The sequence below is a fragment of the Rathayibacter sp. PhB127 genome, assembly GCF_003751665.1.
GTDB lineage: Bacteria > Actinomycetota > Actinomycetes > Actinomycetales > Microbacteriaceae > Rathayibacter > Rathayibacter festucae.
In genome coordinates, this window is record NZ_RKHW01000001.1 from 738,146 (window position 1) to 754,403 (window position 16,258).

Here is a 16,258-nt window from a genome sequence, read left to right on the forward strand (position 1 = left end):
AGGCCTTGCGATGCAAGGCATCATTGCGGGCATGGCGACCGATACCGAGAAGATCCTCGCGAACCTCCGGAAGGGGGTTCTCGAGTTCTGCGTCCTGGCGGCCATCGCCGGGGAGCCGAAGTACGGGCGCGAGCTCGCCCTCACCCTCAGCCGCGCAGGCCTGATCGCAGGCGAGGGCACGCTCTACCCGCTCCTCTCCCGCCTGCGCGACAGCGGACTGGTGTCGACCGAGCTCACCGACCCGAGTGAGGGACGCCAGCGGCGCTACTACTCGCTCGCCCCAGCGGGTCGGGCACGGCTCGACGATTTCCGCTCGGAATGGGCGCCGTTCCGCAGCACCGTTGACGACCTCCTGGAGACGAACCGATGACGACGACGCACACCACCGGGACCGCTCGGCGCGCTTACGACGCGCAGCTGCGACGCGAGCTCGCCGTCCTGCCGCGACGCTCGCAGCGGTGCCTCCTGCAGGACGCCGCCGAGCACGCGGCGGGGGTGGGAGACGAGGAGGGGTTCGTCGAGTCCTTCGGCGATCCCGCCGTCATCGCCCGCGCCGCGATCGACGAGCACGACCTCGATGCCCGCCGTCCGCTCCGTCCGAGCCTGCTCCTGCAGTCGAAGCTCCTGCAGCTGGTCACCGCCGTCGTGGGAGGCCCGTTCGTCGCGATCACGCTGATCGCGGTCCTCGTCGACGGTTCCGTGTTCGGCCTGCCGAGCGTCGCGCTGTGGGCGCTCGTCACGCTCCCGCCGCTGTTCGCTCGCTGGATGACGTGGTGGCGCACCTCCGTCGTCTGCACGATCCTGCACGCCTGCTTCCTCGCCGTGGGCCTCGTCATCCTCGTCGGCGGGATGTCCGTGCCGGCGGCCGGAGCCGTCTTCCTGATGAGCGGCCCGCTTCTCGCCGCTCACTGCCTCTCGCTCGTCCTGTCCGTCCTGGCCCTCCTCCGGGCACCGAGAGTCCTCCGCACCCGCTGACGTCGCACCCGCGCACGGCGCCTTCCGCGAGATGCCACTTGTGCACGCGACACGCCGCGAAAGGCGTGCACAAGTGGCATCTCGCGGAGGGCGTCAGGCGCGGAGGAGGAGGGCCTCGCCCTGACCGCCGCCGCCGCAGAGGGCGGCGGCGCCGAGGCCGCCGCCGCGGCGGCGGAGGGCGAGGGCCAGGTGCAGGGCGAGGCGGGCGCCGGAGGCGCCGACGGGATGGCCGAGGGCGATGGCGCCGCCGTCGAGGTTGACCGCCTCGGGAGCGACGCCGAGGTCGTCGGCGGACTGCAGGACGACCGAGGCGAAGGCCTCGTTGATCTCGATCGAGTCGAGGTCGGCGACGGTCGCCCCGCGACGGGCGAGGGCGCGGAGGATCGCGGCGGACGGCTGGGAGTGCAGCGAGTTGTCGGGGCCGGCGACCTGGCCGTGCTCGGCGATCTCGGCGAGCCAGGGCAGGCCGCGCGAGAGGGCCCAGCCCTTGCTCGCGATGACGAGGGCGGCCGCGCCGTCGGTGATCGGGGAGGAGCTGCCGGCGGTGATGGTCCCCTCGGGGCTGAAGGCGGGGCGGAGGCCCGCGAGGATCTCGACGGTGGTCTCGGGGCGGATGCCGTCGTCCTCGGAGACCAGGAGGTCCGGGCCGCGGCGCTGCGGGACCTCGACCGGCACGATCTCCTCGGCGAGGACTCCGGAGTCGCGGGCGGCCGCCGCGCGCTGGTGCGAGAGGGCGGCGTAGGCGTCCTGGCGCTCGCGGCGGATCCCGCGCTCGGCGTTGCCGTCGTCGGTGACGCGGCCCATCATCCGGTCGTCGAAGGGGTCGAGGAGGCCGTCGTGCAGGAGCGCGTCCTCGAGGGGCCGCGCGCCGACGCCGAGGCCGGAGCGGGCGCCGAGCAGGAGGTGCGGGGTGTTCGTCATCGACTCCTGACCGCCGGCGACGACGACGGAGGCCTCGCCGGTGCGGATCAGCCGGGCGGCGTCGATCACGGCGGTCAGGCCGGAGAGGCAGAGCTTGTTGATCGTGGTGGCGGGGACGTCCCAGCCGAGGCCGGCGCGGATCGCGGTCTGGCGGGCGGGGCCCTGGCCGGCGCCGGCCTGGATGACCTGGCCGAGGATCACGGCGTCGATGTCGGACGGCTGCGCGCCGGAGCGCTCGAGGGCCGCCCGGACGGCGGCGGCGCCGAGCTCGACCGCCGAGAGCGGGGCGAAGGCGCCCTGGAAGCGGGCGAAGGGGGTGCGGGCGCCGCCGAGGATGACGGGGGTGGTGTCGTCGGTGGTCATGGCGGGACTCCTTCGTCGGCGGGTGGATCTCGATACGCCCGCTGCGCGGGCTACTCGATCAGCATGCAGGGTGCGCGGTGTTCGTGGGCATGCCGTGGGACGTTCGCGGATCTTGCTGGTCGAGTAGCCCCGCAGAGGCGTATCGGGACCCGCCGTCGACCAGGAGGGCGGGTCTGCAGACTCGGCTTCTGACGAATGTGGATCTCGATACGCCCGCTGCGCGGGCTACTCGACCAGCATGAGGTGCGCGGGCTACTCGACCAGCATGAGGTGCGCGGGCTACTCGATCGGCATGAGGTGCGCGGGTATCTCGATCGGCATGATGTGCGCGGGCTGCGCGGTCAGGATGAGGTGCGCGGGTCGCTCGATCAGCATGCAGTGGGCGGGGTGCTCGAACAGCGGCGGTGGCTCAGGGGACGAGGAGGATCTTGCCGCGGGTGTGGCCGTCCTCGCTGAGGCGGTGGGCGTCGGCGACGTCGTCGAGGGCGAAGCGCGGGCCGAGCTCGATCGAGAAGCGGTCGTCGGCGGCGAGCTGCGCGGCGCGGGGGATGCCCTCGCGGCGCAGCGCCTTCTCCTCGTCGGTCAGGGGGACGGGACTGCCGCCCATCCAGGCGCGGATGCCCAGCTCGGCGGCGCGCGCGCCGACGACGACGGTGCCGACGTGCTGCGGGTCGCTCACCAGGACGAGGGAGGCGGCGAGCGCCTCGTCGGTGCCCGCGGCATCGAGCACGCGGTCCACTCCGCCGGGAGCCGCCGCACGCAGGCGGTCCTCGAGGCCGGGACCGTAGGCGACGGGCTCCGCGCCGAGCTCGCGCAGCCGGTCGTGGTTGGCCGGGCTCGCCGTCGCGATCACGCGCGCACCCTGCTCCACCGCGAACTGCACCGCGGCCTGGCCGACGGCACCCGCACCGGCGTGCACGAGGAAGACCGAACCCTCGGCGACGCCGAGCGAGACGACAGCCTGGTAGGCCGTGCTGATCGGGACGCCGAGCGCGGCGGCCTCCTCGAAGCCGAGGCCCGCGGGCTTGCGGTCGAGGCTCTCGGGGGCGACGACGACGGACTCGCCGTAGGTGCCGACCGCGCTGCTCACGATCACCTCGTCGCCGACGCTCCAGCCGGAGACGCCCGCGCCGACGGCGGTGATCACGCCGGCGCCGTCCGAGCCCAGGCGGCGGGGGAAGGGCGGTCCGGGGCGGACGCCGGAGCGCATCTTCCACTCGATCGGGTTCACGCCGGCCGCGCGGATCGCGACGACGACGCCGCCCTCGGGGGCCTCGGGCTCGGGCGCCTCGACGACCTCGAGCACCTCGGGGCCGCCGTTCTCGGTGTACTGCACGAATCGCGTCATGTCGTTCTCCTTCATCGGGCTGTGACCAGTCGAGCTGTGACCAGTCGAGCTGTGACCAGTCGGGCTGTGACCAGTCGAGCTGTGACCCGTCGAGCTGTAACCGGGAAGCGGGCGGAGCCGGCCGGCTCAGCCCAGCAGCGTCTCGCGCACCTCGCGGCGCAGCACCTTGCCGATCAGCGAGGTCGGCAGCGCGTCGACCGTCACCACCCGCTTCGGCACCTTGTAGGCCGTCAGGTGCAGTCGGCAGAAGTCGCGCAGGGCCTCGGCCTCGACGACCGTCCCGGCCCGCAGCACGACCGCGGCTGCGACGCTCTCGCCGCCCTCGGCGCGGGGCAGGCCGACGACCGCGGCGCGCACGACGTCCGGGTGCGACTCGAGCACGCCCTCCACCTCGGACGGCGAGACGTTGAAGCCGCCCGTGATGATCAGCTCCTTCGCCCGGTCGACGATCGTGACGAAGCCGTCCGCCGAGACCGTGGCGATGTCGCCGGTGCGGAGCCAGCCGTCGGGGAGCAGCGTCGCCGCGGTGTCCTCGGGGCGCTTCCAGTAGCCCTGGAACACCTGCGGGCCCTGCAGCAGCAGCTCGCCGGACTCGCCGGGTCCGCGGTCGACGGTGGGGTCGGCGGGGTCGACCAGGCGGATCCGCGTGCTCGGGAACGGCACGCCGACGGTGCCGGGCCGGCGGCTGGGGCCGACCGGGTTGCCGAGCGCGACCGGTGAGCTCTCGGTCATCCCGTAGCCCTCGACGAGGAGTCCCCGGCTCGCGCGCTCCCAGCGGTCGACGGTCGCGACTGGCAGGCTCATCGCTCCCGAGATCGCGAAGCGGATGCCGCGCAGGCCGAGTTCGCCGCGCTCGGAGGCGCGGGCCAGCGCGTCGTAGACCGGCGGCACGGCGGGCAGGAAGGTGGGCGGCGACTTCTTCGCGGCGGCCTTCACCAGTCCGACGTCGAAGGTGGGGAAGAGCACGACCTTGGCGCCGATGCTGATCGCGAAGGTGAGGCAGAGCGTGAGCCCGTAGGCGTGGAAGAGGGGGAGGACCGCGTAGAAGGTCTCGTCGCCCTCGCGGAGCCCGGGCACCCAGGCCTGGCCCTGCAGCGCGTTCGCGCGGAGGTTGGCGTGCGAGAGGATCGCGCCCTTCGGCGTGCCGGTGGTGCCGCTCGTGTACTGGAGCAGCGCGGTGTCGGCGAGCGCCGGTCGCGGGTGCGAGCGGGCGATCCGGCGGCCGCCCAGGAGGCGGTCGAAGGGGATCAGCGAGCGGGTGCGCGGGCTCGTGGTGAGCTTGGCGCGCGCCTCCCGGGCCTTCGCCAGGGGCAGCCTCAGCGCGAGCCGCTTGCCGAGCGGGAAGGACGCGGTGAGGTCGACCGAGACGACGCGCTCGACGCCGAGGTCGGCGGGCAGCGCGGCGATGACGTCGGCCGTCTTGTTCCAGACCACCGCGACGCGGGCGCCGTGGTCCTCGAACTGCCGGCGCAGCTCGCGCGGGGTGTAGAGCGGGTTGTGCTCGACGACGATCGCGCCGAGCCGCAGCACCGCGTAGAACGCGATGACGTGCTCGGGGCAGTTGGGCAGCACCAGGGCGACGCGGTCGCCGGCGCGCACGCCGAGTCGGCGCAGCCCCTCCGCGGCCCGGGCGACCTTCTCGCCGAGCTCGGCGTAGCTCGTCTCAGCGCCGAAGAACTCGAGCGCGATGCCGCGCTTGTAGCGGGCCACCGAGTCCTCGAGCAGATCGACGAGCGTCTGCGTGGGCGGGTCGATCTCGGCCGGGACGCCCTCCGCGTAGGAGGTCAGCCACGGCTTCATCGCCAGGTTCGAGGTTCCGGAGGTCACGGAGCGAGTATCCGGCACCCGCCTCCGGGGATCCTCCGAGCACTCGGCAGGGGGTGACGCGACACCGGCGCGCCGAGCAGACTGGCGGGATGACTGCAGCCATCGACCTCCTCCGCGACGCCTTCGACCGGGTGCACGGGACCGTGCACGCCGTGCTGGACGACAGCACCCCCGAGCGGCTCGGCTTCCGCGCCGACGCGCAGGCCAATTCCGCGGCCTGGCTCGTCTGGCACCTGACCCGGGTGCAGGACGACCACCTCGCCCCGCTCGCCGGCCGCGAGCAGCTCTGGATCTCCGGCGGCTTCCACGAGCGCTCCGGCCTGCCGTTCGCGGCGGAGACGAACGGCTACGGGATGGAGCCGGCCGAGGTCGCGGCACTCGCCGCGGTGCCGGCTGAGCTGCTCGCGGAGTACTACGACGCCGTGCACGAGCAGACGCTCGCCTACCTCGACACCCTCGAGGACGCCGACCTCGCCCGCGTGGTCGACGAGGACTGGGACCCGCCGGTGACCCTCGCGGTCCGGCTCGTCTCGGTGATCGACGACGACACCCAGCACGCGGGCCAGGCCGCGTTCTCGGCCGGCCTCGCGGAGCGCGCCGGGCTCTGAGCGACGCCGGCCGCCCCTACGGTGGGACGGTGCGGTGGGGGAGCAGGGCCCGAGGGGTCGGGGCGGAGTCGATCCCGGCGGGTCTCGTGCTCGTCGTCGCGACGCTGCTGACCCTGGTCGGCTCCTGGATCCCCTCCTACTGGAACGACGAGGCCGCGACCCTGCGCCTCGCGCGGCTGCCGCTGCCCGAGCTGCTCGCCTTCGCGCAGCAGAAGGACGCCGTGCACGTCGTCTACGCGCTGCTGATGCACGGCTGGATCGCGATCGCGGGGGAGTCGGAGCTGGCCGTGCGCGCGCCGTCCGCCCTCGCGGCGGGGGCGGGAGCGGCGGGCGTGCTGGTGCTCCTGCGCTCGCTGGGCCGGCCGCGGGCCGCGCTGCTCGCCGCGATCGTCTTCGGGCTGCTGCCCCGGACGTCGTTCAACGGGACGGAGGCGCGCTCCTCCGCGCTCGCGACCGCGCTGGTCGTCTGGGCGGCGGTGCTGGTGGTCCGAGCGGCGCGGGACGGCGGAGTGCTGCGCTGGGTCGCGTTCGTCGCGGTGGCGGGGCTCGCGAACGCCGTCTTCCTCTACTGCGTGCTCGTGCTGCCGGCCTTCGCGCTGCTCGCGGCGGCCGTCGGGCCTCGTCGTGGCAGGGCGTTCGGAGCCGGCGTGCTCGGCGCGGTGCTGTCGGTCGGCGTCGCGAGCCCGGTCATCCTCACGGCGGCGGGGCAGAGCGGGCAGATCGGCTGGCTTCGCTCGCAGCCGGTCAACGCCTACACGGTGGTCGTCGAGTCGTTCTTCGGCTCGGCGTGGTGGCTGGCGGCGCTCGCCGTGGGACTGCTGGCCGTCGCGGCAGTGCGGACGCGGGCCGTCCGATCCCCGCTCGTCCTCGTGCTGGCCGTCTGGCTGCTCCTGCCCGCGGCCGTCCTGCTCCTGGGCACCGCGCTGATCGAGCCGATGTTCACCCCGCGCTACCTCAGCCTCAGCTCGCCCGCGCTGGCGATGGCGCTGGGGGTGGCCCTCGCCTCCTGGCGGCCGGTGACGGCGGGCGTCCTCGTCGGTGCCCTCGCCGTCGCGGCGCTGCCCGCGCTCGTCCTGATGCGGACGGAGACCGGCAAGCCGGCCGGACAGGACCTCCGCGCCCTCGCGCAGACGATCCAGGCCGGCGCGCGCCCGGGCGACGCGTTCCTCCTCGGCGACAGCGGGACCGTGTCGCTGCGGCCGCGGATCGCCCTCGCCGCCTACCCCTCGGCCTTCGCCGGGCTCGACGACGTCGCCCTCGAGCGCTCCTACGCCACGACGGGCACCTACTCCGACGTCCTGCTCGACGACGCGTCGCTGCGGGCCGCCCTCGCGGGCGAGCAGCGCGTCTGGACCGCGGCTCCCGCCTCCGACCCGGCGGCCTTCGACTGGCTCACGGCGGAGGGCTTCGAGGCCGGCCCCGGCTCGACCGTGCCGACCGCGACGATCACCCTCTGGGAGCGGCGCTGACGCGTCCGCTCCGCCCCGAGCCGTTACCCTGGACCCCGGCACCGTCGCTGCGCGGCGGGGCTCGCGGTGCGAAGACCGCGCCACCGGAAGGACCTGCTCACGTGACGCTGCCCACCACCTCCACCCCCTCCGGCGAGACCGGCCTGAAGCGCAAGGGGCGCGACGTCGCCCCCGAGATCGCCCGCTCCTGGCTGCTCGTCAACGCGACCCGCACCGACACCTTCGACGCCGCGCACGCCTCGCGCGCCGACCAGGTCGTCCTCGACATCGAGGACGCGGTCGACCCGAAGGCCAAGCCCGAGGCCCGCGCCGACGTCGCCGCCTGGCTCAGCGGCGAGAAGCGCGCCTGGGTGCGCATCAACGACCACTCCACACCGTTCTGGTCGGACGACGTCGACGCGCTGAAGGGCCTGCCCGGCCTGGCCGGCGTCATGCTCGCGAAGACCGAGGCCGGCGAGCACGTCACCGAGACCTTCGACCGCCTCGGCGGCGCGACCCCGGTGCTCGCGCTGGTCGAGTCGGCCCTCGGCATCGAGGAGGCGGTCTCGATCGCCCGCGCCCGCGGGACCTTCCGCCTCGCCTTCGGCAGCGGCGACTACCGCCGCGACACTGGCACCAGCGCCGACGACCTGGCGATGGCCTACCCGCGCTCGCGCCTCGTCGTCGCCTCCCGCATCGGCGACCTGCCCGGCCCGATCGACGGCCCGACCGTCTCCAACAGCCACCCGGTGCTGCGCGAGCAGTCCGCGCTCACCGTCTCGCTCGGCCTCACCGGCAAGCTCTGCCTCGACACCGAGCAGCTCGCGGTCATCAACGAGGTCATCAGCCCGACCCCGTCCGACGTGGCCTGGGCGCGCGACTTCCTCGACGACTTCGAGGCCCGCGGCCGCGTCATCCGCGACGGCAGCGACCTGCCCCGCCTGGGCCGGGCGAAGAAGATCGACAAGCTCGCGACCGCGTTCGGGGTCAACCCGCTCTGATGCTCGGGCCGCTGACACGTCGGCGGCTCCGACCGCTCCGGCCCGCGACGGGGCACACTGGGGATCGACGAGGAGGCCGGCATGGGTGCAGTCAGCACGTTCCTGTGGTTCGACGACCAGGCGAGGGAGGCGGCCGAGTTCTACACCGAGCTCGTGCCGAACTCGCGGATCCTGAGCACCGAGGTGCTGCCCGAGGGCTCGCCCTCGCCGGGCACCGTCACGGTCGTGACCTTCGAGCTCGACGGGCAGCTCTTCCGGGCGATGAACGCCGGCCCGCGCTTCCCGTTCACGGAGGCGGTCTCGATCGAGGTCTCGGTCGAGGACCAGGCCGAGGTCGACCGGCTCTGGGACGCGCTGATCGCCGACGGCGGCGAGGAGAGCCGCTGCGGCTGGCTCCGCGACCGCTGGGGGCTCTCCTGGCAGATCGTGCCGACCGCGCTCGCGACCGTGCTCGGCGGCTCCGACGCGGAGGGCGCGGCGCGGGCGCTGCAGGCGATGCTCGGGATGACGAAGCTCGACGTCGCCGCCCTCGAAGCGGCCTATGCCGGCGCCTGAGCGGGGGCGCCCGCGGCGCTCGTCCGCGTCGCTGCGCGCGGCCTATCTGCGCGACTACCGCTACGCCTACGGCTCGCGGTTCACGCACCTGCGCGAGGGCTGGGACGTCTCGCGCTACGCCTCGGGCGACGGCGCGCCCGTCCTGCTGATCCCCGGCATCTACGAGACCTGGCAGTTCCTGCGGCCGATCGCCGACCGGCTGCACGCGGCCGGGCACCCGATCCATGTGCTGCCCGCGCTCGGCTACAACACCCGGCCGATCGTCGCGTCGGCCGCGCTCGGGCAGGAGTACCTGCGCGAGCACGACCTGCACGGGGTCGTCGTCGTCGCGCACAGCAAGGGCGGCCTGATCGGCAAGCACATGATGGTCGTCGACGACCGCGACGAGGGCCGGATCGACCGGATGATCGCCGTCTCGACGCCGTTCAACGGCTCACCGCTGGCCCGGATCGCGCCGGCCCGGGCGCTGCGCGAGTTCGGCCCGCACCGGCCCGTGATCCGGACGCTGCTGGCCGAGCGCGACGCCGACCGCCGCATCGTCTCGATCTACGGGATGCGCGACCAGTACATCCCGGGCGGGAGTCGCCTCGCCGGGGCCCGCGAGAACATCGCGGTGTCGGTGGTGGGGCACTTCGTGCTGCTGTCGCACCCGCGGGTGCTGGCGCTCATCGCGGCGCGGGTGGAGCCGGAGGACGAGTCTCCGGAGACGGGCGACGACACTCCGGAGACGACGGTCGTCGCTCCGGAGTGACGGCCGGCCGGGTCAGGACCAGGGCGTGAGCAGCACCAGCGGGATCTGCCGGTCGGTCTTGGTCTGGTACTCGGCGTAGTCGGGCCAGGCCGCGACCGCGCGCTCCCACCAGGCGGCGCGCTCGTCGCCCTCGAGGACGCTCGCGGTGTAGTCCTTCTTCACCGGGCCGTCCTGCAGCTCGACGTGCGGCTCCTTGACCATGTTCAGGTACCAGACCGGGTGCTCGGGCGCGCCGCCCTTCGAGGCGACGACGACGTAGGAGCCGTCGTGCTCGACGCGCATCAGCGCGGTCTTGCGCACCTTGCCGCTGCGGGCGCCGACCGTGGTCAGGACGATGATCGGCTTGCCGCGGAGGAGGTTGCCCTCCGCGCCGCCGGTGGCCTCGTAGAGCTCCGCCTGCTCGCGGGCCCAGGCGGACGTGCTCGGTTCGTATTCTCCGGTGAGGGGCATGAGTCGATCGTATTGCGCGCAGAACATCAGCTGAGAGTGACCGGCCTCGGCTGACGGGCGAGGGACCCCGCTCTCAGCTGATGTTATGCGGGGCGGCCGCGCCGTCCGCGGCCGAAGCGTGCACGAGGATGGAGCGGTGCAGCCAGCAGACCAGCTCGACCGAGCCCGCATCGCGCTCCTCGGCGACGACCTCTCCCGTGCCCGCTACCGCGTCGACGCCGTCCGCGAGCTGTGGGGCGAGGCCGCGGGCGAGGCGCTGCACCGCGGCGACCGGGTCCCGGCCCGGCGGGCGCTCGAGCGCAGCGGCGATCACGGGCCGCTGGCCACGCTGGCCCGGCTGTTCCTCCTCGCCGATCCGGTGCCGACGGAGCAGGCGGTGGCGGCGTTCCCGTCGCTCGGGCTCGACGGCGCCCTGGAGCTGGAGCTCGTGCGCTCCGAGGCCGGAGCGGTGGTCACCGCCGCGCTCGACCTGCGGCCCTACGACCTCGTCGACCTGCACGGCGCCGCCTCCTGGTGGATCGCCTCCGATCTCGGCGAGCTCGCGCTCGGCCGGCCGCTCGACGAGGACCACGTGCTCGGCGTCGGCGGCGCGAGCCTCACCCTCGCCGGGCTGATGATCCAGCGGCCGGTCGGCAGCCTGCTCGACCTCGGCACCGGCTGCGGGATCCAGGCGCTGCACGCCTCCCGGCACGCGGACCGCGTCGTCGCGACCGACGTCTCGCACCGCGCGCTCGCCATCGCCGCCTTCAATGCGGCGCTGAACGGCATCGACTCGATCGAGTTCCGGCACGGCAGCCTCTACGAGCCGGTCGCGGGGGAGCGGTTCGACCAGATCGTCACCAACCCGCCGTTCGTGATCACGCCGCGGTCCGCGGGCGTCCCCGCCTACGAGTACCGCGACGGCGGCCTCGAGGGCGACGAGATCGTCCGCCGCGTGATCGTCGGCGCCGCCGAGCACCTGGTGCCGGGCGGTGTCGCGCAGCTGCTCGGCAACTGGGAGTACCGGGCCGAGGCGGACGCCTTCGACCGGGTCCGCGCGTGGCTGGCCGACGGCCGCAGCCCGCTCGAGCAGGCGCTCGAACCCGGGCACGCCGGACTCGCCGCGTGGATGGACGGGACCGCCTCGCCGCTCGACGTCTGGATCGTGGAGCGCGAGCAGCAGGACCCGGCGATCTACGCCGAGACCTGGATCCGCGACGGCGGGACCACCCGCGGTGCGGAGTCCGACGCGCTCGTCGACGCCTGGCTCGAGGACTTCGAGCGGCGCGGCGTGACCGGCGTCGGCTTCGGCTACGTGACCCTGCGGCTCCCCGCCTCGCCCCGGCCGCCGATCCGGCGTCTCGAGCGGCTCGATGCGGCGTTCGCGACCGCGGGGCTGGGCGGGCACCTCGCGCACTGCCTCGACGCGCTCGACGCGCTGTCGGTGCTCGACGACGCCGACCTCGCGCGGCAGGCGCTCGTCGTCGCCGGCGACGTGACCGAGGAGCGGCACTACTGGCCGGGCAACGACGACCCGACCGTGCTCCGGCTGCGGCAGGGCGGCGGCTTCGCCCGGGTGGAGGAGGCGGACACGGCTCTCGCCGCGGTGGTCGGGGCGTGCGACGGCGAGCTGTCCGTCGCCGCCATCACGGCCGCGGTGGCCTCGCTCCTGCAGGTGGAGGAGGCCGCCGTGCTCGACTCCGTGCTGCCGCGGGTGCGCGAGCTCGTCGCGACCGGGATGCTGCGGCTGCCCTGAGCGCGGCGCGTCGGGTCAGAACAGCGTGGCGGGGGCGTCCTCGGTGTCGACGGCGGGGGTCACGGCGGGAGCCGCTCCCGGCCAGCCCGGGCCGGCGTCGACGGCCGTGCGGCGCTGGTAGGCGGTGGCGGCAGCGCGGGCGCGCACGTCCGCGGCCTCGTTCATCCGGTGATTGGCGTGCCCCTTCACCCACTCGAAGGTGACGGCGCGGCCCTGCAGCTCCTCGTCGAGCGCCTTGATGATCTCGACGTTCATCACCGGCTTGCCGTCGGCCTTCCGCCAGCCCTTCCGCTTCCAGCCCGGCAGCCACTCGGTGCAGGCCTTGATGGCGTACTGGCTGTCGCAGAGGATGTGCACGGGCTCGCTCTCCTGCGCGGTGGCGCGGAGCAGCTCGAGGACCGCGGTGAGCTCGCCGATGTTGTTGGTGCCGTGCGACCAGCCGCCGGCCGCCCAGCGCTCGTCGTCGACGTACCAGGCCCAGCCCGCGGGGCCGGGGTTGCCCAGCGCTGATCCGTCTGCGGCGGCGATGATGCTCACGTGCGGTCCTCCTCGGAGTCGGTGCGCCCTCGCGAGCGCCCTTCGAGGGTAGTCGCCCGCGCCGACGCCGGTCGCCGAGCGCAACCCGCTGTCCGGTGTCGGGGGCCGCTGGCAGGGTGGAGGGATGACCAGCATCCCCACCCTCACCCTCAACGACGGCACGAGCATCCCGCAGCTCGGGTTCGGCGTCTTCCAGGTCGACCCCGCCGAGACGGAGCGCATCGTCTCCGAGGCGCTCGAGGCCGGCTACCGGCACATCGACACCGCCGCGATCTACGGCAACGAGGAGGGCGTCGGGCGGGCGCTCGCCTCCTCCGGGATCGCGCGCGACGAGCTCTACGTGACGACGAAGCTGTGGAACGACGACCAGGGCCGTGACACGGCGGCCGGGGCGCTCGACGCCAGCCTCGAGAAGCTCGGCCTCGACGCCGTCGATCTCTACCTCATCCACTGGCCCAAGCCCAAGCAGGACCGCTACGTCGAGAGCTGGGAGGCGATGCAGGAGCTGCGGGCCGCCGGCCGCACCCGCTCGATCGGCGTCTCGAACTTCCTGGTGCCGCACCTGGAGCGGCTGCTCGCCGCGGCCGAGGTCGTCCCCGCGGTCAACCAGATCGAGCTGCACCCGTACCACCAGCAGCCGACGGTCACCGCGTTCGGCGCGCAGCACGGCATCGCGACGGAGGCGTGGGGCCCGCTCGGGCAGAACAAGTACCCGCTGCTCGAGCTGCCGGTGATCACCGGCGCGGCCGAGGCGCACGGGGTCACGCCCGCGCAGGTCGTGCTGCGCTGGCACCTCGACCGCGGGCACATCGTCTTCCCGAAGTCCTCGACCAAGGCCCGCATCGTGGAGAACATCGACGTCTTCGGCTTCGAGCTCACGTCCGACGAGCGCGACGCGATCACCGCGCTCGAGCGCGCCGGCCGCGTCGGCGGCGACCCGAACGAGGTCTGACGCGGGGGTCTCCTGGGAAGGATTCCCTCGTACGGAGGGGGAAGCCCTGCGGATCGAGTAGCCCGCGCAGCGGGCGTATCGAGATCCACCACCGTCGGAACGCGAGTCTGCAGACCCGCCCTTCTGGTGATGGTGGGTCTCGATAGGGCCCTGCGGGGCTACTCGACCAGCATGATTCCCCGCCGTTCGCGCGGCTGTTCGACCAGCATGATCCGCCCCGCGAGGCGGCCGTTCCATGCTGATCGAGTAGCCCCGGAGGGGCGTATCGAGATCCACCGTTCTGCAGACGTGGGTCTCGATACGCCGCTGGCGCGGCTACTCGACCAGCATGGATCGAACTGTTACGAGGCGCGGCGGGCGATGGTGACGCGGGTCGCGTAGGGCATGGCGACGCGGTCGCCGGGCAGCGCGTCGACGACCTCGCCGACGGCGGCGAGGACCGCCGCGCGCTCCTCCTCGGGCATCGCGATGACGTAGCTGCGGGAGGCGAACATGTCGAGCAGCGCCGGCCGGTCGAGCTCGTACGCCCACTCGAACTGCGCGTAGGCGACGCGCTCCAGCGCGGAGCCGAGCGGCGGCTGCACCGTCTCGAAGCGCTCGGCGGCCGAGGAGCCGGCGACCTCGCCGAGGCGCCGCACCCACGGCACGGACTCGTCGCGGATGTTCCAGACCAGCGCGAGCACGCCGCCCGGGACCAGCACCCGCGCGACCTCGGCGCTCGCGCGCTCGGGGTCGACCCAGTGCCAGGACTGCGCCGCGGTGACCAGCTCGACGGACGCGTCCGGCAGCGGGATCTCCTCGGCGGTCCCCGCCAGCGCCCGGACAAACGGCAGCTGCGCGGTCAGCCGCTCGAGCATCGCCGCGTCCGGCTCCACGGCCGTCACGTCGAGACCGCGCGCCACCAGCGAGGCGGTGAATTTCCCGGTGCCGGCCCCGAGGTCCACAGCGCGCACCCGGTCGGAGGCGTCCGCGCCGGCCGCCCGCGCGCGCTCGGGCACGAAGGCACCGGCCACCCGGGCTGGCGCGTGCCCGACGAGCCAGTCCACCGCGTCGTCCGGGTAGCCCGGCCGGCCGCGGTCGTAGGCGTCGACGGCGGAGCCGAAGGAGCGGCCGAGCTCGGCGTCGGGAGCGGAGGGAGTCGCGTCGGAGGGCGTCATGCTCCCGACGCTACGCCCCGGCGACTCGCCCCGGAGCTACACGTCCGGAGCCGTCGCCCCCAGGGTCCGCGCGAGGACGTCCACCGCGTAGCCGTAGCCCGCGATGCCGGCCCCGACGATCACGGCGACCGCGATGTCCGACAGGTAGGAGTGCCGCCGGAACTCCTCGCGCCGGTGCACATTGCTCACGTGCACCTCCACCAGCGGCAGCTCGGTGGCGAGGACGGCGTCGCGGATCGCGATCGAGGTGTGGGTGTAGGCGCCGACGTTGAGCAGCAGGCCGGCGGCCGTGCCGCGCGCCTCGTGCAGGCGGTCGATGATCGCGCCCTCCGAATTGCTCTGGAAGAACTCGATCTCGAGGCCGAGCCCCTCCGCCGCGCGGGTGGCGAGCGCCTCCGCATCCGCGAGCGTGTCGGAGCCGTAGACCGCGGGCTCGCGGGTGCCGAGGAGGTTCAGGTTCGGGCCGTTCACGACGAGGATCTTCACGCTCCGACCCTAGCGACCCGGGAGCGCGGACCGGTCAGGCGAGCGTCGCCGCGATGCCGACCGGCAGCGCCGGCAGCTCGGCGCGCAGCCGGATCAGCTCGCGCGCGTGCTCGTCCAGCCGGCGGTCCTCGTCGCTCCGCGGCTCGAGCGCCGGCACCGCCTCGGCCGCTCCGTCGTCGCCGCGCACCACGAAGACGCTCATGCACTGCGTCGTCAGCTCGAGCTCGCCGGTCCGCGGGTCGCCGGAGCGCACGTGGATCGCGAGGTGCATCGAGCGCGGCCCGGTGTGGATCAGCCGCGCCTCCACCTCGACCAGATGCCCGATCCGCACCGGCCGGTAGAAGTGGATGCCGCCGGAGTAGACGGCGACCGCGTCGCGGCCGCTCCAGCCCTGCGCGACGGCGTTCGCGGCCTCGTCGATCCAGCGCATCACGATGCCGCCGTGCGCGTTGCCACCCCAGTTGACGTCGCCGGGCGCGGCGAGGAAGCGGAAGACGATCCGCGGGCCCGTGCCCGACTCGGTGTACTCCTGCGCGCGCATCACCTCGTGCAGCGCGCGCCGGCCGTCGATGCGGGCGGCGGCGCCCTCGGCCAGGGCGAGGTCCTCGATCGTGCGCGGCGTCCACTCCGGCACCGGGCGCGGGCGCTTCTCCTCGTCGACCGCGACGAAGATCAGGAGGCAGTGCGTCGCCGCCTCGTAGCGCCCGGTGCGCGGATCGGCCTGGGCGACGCGCACCAGCACGTGCATGCTCGTCCGGCCGGTGTGGATGACCTGCGCGGTCGCCTCGATCAGATTGCCGACGGCGATCGCCCGGGTGAAGTGCACGTTGCCGACGTAGGCGGTGACGCAGTAGCCGCCGCTCCAGCCGACGGCGCAGGCGTAGCCGGCCTTGTCGATCCACTCGAGCACGCGGCCGGCCTGGGCGCTGCGGCCGTCGGCGGTCGCGTCCTGCGGCGCGGCGAGGAAGCGGAGGGTGATGCGGTCGTCCATGGTGCCCGTCTGGTCGTGCGGAGGAGGGGTCCCTCCATGCTGGTCGAGTAGCCGCGTCAGCGGCGTATCGAGACCCACGTGCTCGGCGGTGGTGGATCTCGATACGCCCCTGCGGGGCTACTCGATCAGCATGAAGGCGGCGGCGCGGTCGCT

Annotated in this window: 17 protein-coding genes; 9 read left to right on the top strand and 8 right to left on the bottom strand. The window is 73.9% G+C overall.

Annotated features, from left to right (window positions below; translation table 11 throughout):
• The first annotated feature begins 31 nt into the window (after positions 1-31).
• Entirely contained in the window at positions 32-370 is a 339-nt protein-coding gene (locus tag EDF22_RS03745; protein ID WP_123702495.1) for a PadR family transcriptional regulator, read from the top strand.
• Complete coding sequence (locus EDF22_RS03750) at positions 367-975, top strand: hypothetical protein (protein ID WP_123702497.1); 609 nt, start codon at positions 367-369, stop codon at positions 973-975. Before EDF22_RS03745 ends, EDF22_RS03750 begins: the two co-directional genes overlap by 4 nt.
• Positions 976-1,068: 93 nt before the next feature.
• Here EDF22_RS03750 and EDF22_RS03755 read toward each other — a convergent pair whose 3' ends face one another.
• From EDF22_RS03755 to EDF22_RS03765, 3 genes are all read right to left on the bottom strand, one after another.
• A complete protein-coding gene (locus EDF22_RS03755; RefSeq protein ID WP_123702498.1) occupies positions 1,069-2,259 on the bottom strand; it encodes an acetyl-CoA C-acyltransferase in 1,191 nt (396 codons plus the stop codon).
• Between the two features lie 409 nt (positions 2,260-2,668).
• Positions 2,669-3,607 (bottom strand): NADP-dependent oxidoreductase, encoded by a 939-nt coding sequence (locus EDF22_RS03760; RefSeq protein ID WP_123702500.1) that lies wholly within the window; start codon positions 3,605-3,607, stop codon positions 2,669-2,671.
• A gap of 126 nt (positions 3,608-3,733) precedes the next feature.
• On the bottom strand, positions 3,734-5,434 hold the full coding sequence (locus tag EDF22_RS03765) for a long-chain-fatty-acid--CoA ligase (protein ID WP_260303269.1): 1,701 nt from the start codon (positions 5,432-5,434) through the stop codon (positions 3,734-3,736).
• An 89-nt stretch (positions 5,435-5,523) separates the two neighbouring features.
• Here EDF22_RS03765 and EDF22_RS03770 point away from each other — a divergent pair, with 89 nt between their 5' ends.
• The 5 genes from EDF22_RS03770 to EDF22_RS03790 all read left to right on the top strand — a co-directional run bounded on the left by EDF22_RS03770 (position 5,524) and on the right by EDF22_RS03790 (position 9,797).
• Positions 5,524-6,042, top strand: coding sequence for a mycothiol transferase (locus EDF22_RS03770; RefSeq protein WP_123702502.1), 519 nt, complete (start codon positions 5,524-5,526; stop codon positions 6,040-6,042).
• A gap of 29 nt (positions 6,043-6,071) precedes the next feature.
• The gene (locus tag EDF22_RS03775) at positions 6,072-7,511 is read left to right on the top strand and encodes a glycosyltransferase family 39 protein (protein WP_148059105.1); all 1,440 of its coding nucleotides are present in this window, start codon (positions 6,072-6,074) and stop codon (positions 7,509-7,511) included.
• A 143-nt stretch (positions 7,512-7,654) separates the two neighbouring features.
• Positions 7,655-8,491, top strand: coding sequence for a CoA ester lyase (locus EDF22_RS03780; protein WP_123445387.1), 837 nt, complete (start codon positions 7,655-7,657; stop codon positions 8,489-8,491).
• 81 nt (positions 8,492-8,572) lie between these two features.
• Positions 8,573-9,046: a VOC family protein gene (locus EDF22_RS03785; protein ID WP_123445250.1), complete on the top strand. Its 474-nt coding sequence runs from the start codon at positions 8,573-8,575 to the stop codon at positions 9,044-9,046.
• The gene (locus tag EDF22_RS03790; RefSeq protein WP_123702506.1) at positions 9,033-9,797 is read left to right on the top strand and encodes a triacylglycerol lipase; all 765 of its coding nucleotides are present in this window, start codon (positions 9,033-9,035) and stop codon (positions 9,795-9,797) included. The genes EDF22_RS03785 and EDF22_RS03790 overlap by 14 nt, the downstream gene beginning before the upstream one ends.
• A 12-nt stretch (positions 9,798-9,809) precedes the next feature.
• Here the strand turns inward: EDF22_RS03790 and EDF22_RS03795 are convergent, their stop codons facing one another.
• Positions 9,810-10,247 carry a nitroreductase family deazaflavin-dependent oxidoreductase gene (locus tag EDF22_RS03795; RefSeq protein ID WP_123702508.1) on the bottom strand — a complete coding sequence of 146 codons (438 nt, stop codon included), beginning with the start codon at positions 10,245-10,247 and terminating at the stop codon, positions 9,810-9,812.
• A gap of 136 nt (positions 10,248-10,383) precedes the next feature.
• Between EDF22_RS03795 and EDF22_RS03800 the strand changes: the two genes are divergently transcribed.
• On the top strand, positions 10,384-11,982 hold the full coding sequence (locus EDF22_RS03800; protein WP_260303271.1) for a methyltransferase: 1,599 nt from the start codon (positions 10,384-10,386) through the stop codon (positions 11,980-11,982).
• Positions 11,983-11,997: 15 nt separating this feature from the next.
• Here the strand turns inward: EDF22_RS03800 and EDF22_RS03805 are convergent, their stop codons facing one another.
• The gene (locus EDF22_RS03805; protein ID WP_123445254.1) at positions 11,998-12,519 is read right to left on the bottom strand and encodes a ribonuclease H; all 522 of its coding nucleotides are present in this window, start codon (positions 12,517-12,519) and stop codon (positions 11,998-12,000) included.
• A gap of 124 nt (positions 12,520-12,643) precedes the next feature.
• On the opposite strand from EDF22_RS03805, the gene EDF22_RS03810 reads away from it, so the two are divergent.
• The gene (locus EDF22_RS03810; RefSeq protein ID WP_123702512.1) at positions 12,644-13,471 is read left to right on the top strand and encodes an aldo/keto reductase; all 828 of its coding nucleotides are present in this window, start codon (positions 12,644-12,646) and stop codon (positions 13,469-13,471) included.
• Positions 13,472-13,812: 341 nt separating this feature from the next.
• Here EDF22_RS03810 and EDF22_RS03815 read toward each other — a convergent pair whose 3' ends face one another.
• The 3 genes from EDF22_RS03815 to EDF22_RS03825 are packed head-to-tail and all read right to left on the bottom strand — an operon-like array spanning position 13,813 to position 16,105.
• The gene (locus EDF22_RS03815) at positions 13,813-14,628 is read right to left on the bottom strand and encodes a class I SAM-dependent methyltransferase (protein ID WP_123702514.1); all 816 of its coding nucleotides are present in this window, start codon (positions 14,626-14,628) and stop codon (positions 13,813-13,815) included.
• A 36-nt stretch (positions 14,629-14,664) separates the two neighbouring features.
• Positions 14,665-15,114 carry a type II 3-dehydroquinate dehydratase gene (gene aroQ / locus EDF22_RS03820; RefSeq protein WP_123702516.1) on the bottom strand — a complete coding sequence of 150 codons (450 nt, stop codon included), beginning with the start codon at positions 15,112-15,114 and terminating at the stop codon, positions 14,665-14,667.
• A 34-nt stretch (positions 15,115-15,148) separates the two neighbouring features.
• On the bottom strand, positions 15,149-16,105 hold the full coding sequence (locus EDF22_RS03825) for an acyl-CoA thioesterase (protein WP_123702518.1): 957 nt from the start codon (positions 16,103-16,105) through the stop codon (positions 15,149-15,151).
• Positions 16,106-16,258 lie beyond the last annotated feature (153 nt).

What these genes read in the sequence shown, in the direction of transcription:
- EDF22_RS03745 (WP_123702495.1), top strand. Translation starts at nt 32, where the DNA reads ATGGCGACCGATACCGAGAAGATCCTCGCGAACCTCCGGAAGGGGGTT.
- EDF22_RS03750 (WP_123702497.1), top strand. Translation starts at nt 367, where the DNA reads ATGACGACGACGCACACCACCGGGACCGCTCGGCGCGCTTACGACGCG.
- EDF22_RS03755 (WP_123702498.1), bottom strand. Translation starts at nt 2,259, where the DNA reads ATGACCACCGACGACACCACCCCCGTCATCCTCGGCGGCGCCCGCACC.
- EDF22_RS03760 (WP_123702500.1), bottom strand. Translation starts at nt 3,607, where the DNA reads ATGACGCGATTCGTGCAGTACACCGAGAACGGCGGCCCCGAGGTGCTC.
- EDF22_RS03770 (WP_123702502.1), top strand. Translation starts at nt 5,524, where the DNA reads ATGACTGCAGCCATCGACCTCCTCCGCGACGCCTTCGACCGGGTGCAC.
- EDF22_RS03785 (WP_123445250.1), top strand. Translation starts at nt 8,573, where the DNA reads ATGGGTGCAGTCAGCACGTTCCTGTGGTTCGACGACCAGGCGAGGGAG.
- EDF22_RS03790 (WP_123702506.1), top strand. Translation starts at nt 9,033, where the DNA reads ATGCCGGCGCCTGAGCGGGGGCGCCCGCGGCGCTCGTCCGCGTCGCTG.
- EDF22_RS03795 (WP_123702508.1), bottom strand. Translation starts at nt 10,247, where the DNA reads ATGCCCCTCACCGGAGAATACGAACCGAGCACGTCCGCCTGGGCCCGC.
- EDF22_RS03810 (WP_123702512.1), top strand. Translation starts at nt 12,644, where the DNA reads ATGACCAGCATCCCCACCCTCACCCTCAACGACGGCACGAGCATCCCG.
- EDF22_RS03815 (WP_123702514.1), bottom strand. Translation starts at nt 14,628, where the DNA reads ATGACGCCCTCCGACGCGACTCCCTCCGCTCCCGACGCCGAGCTCGGC.
- EDF22_RS03825 (WP_123702518.1), bottom strand. Translation starts at nt 16,105, where the DNA reads ATGGACGACCGCATCACCCTCCGCTTCCTCGCCGCGCCGCAGGACGCG.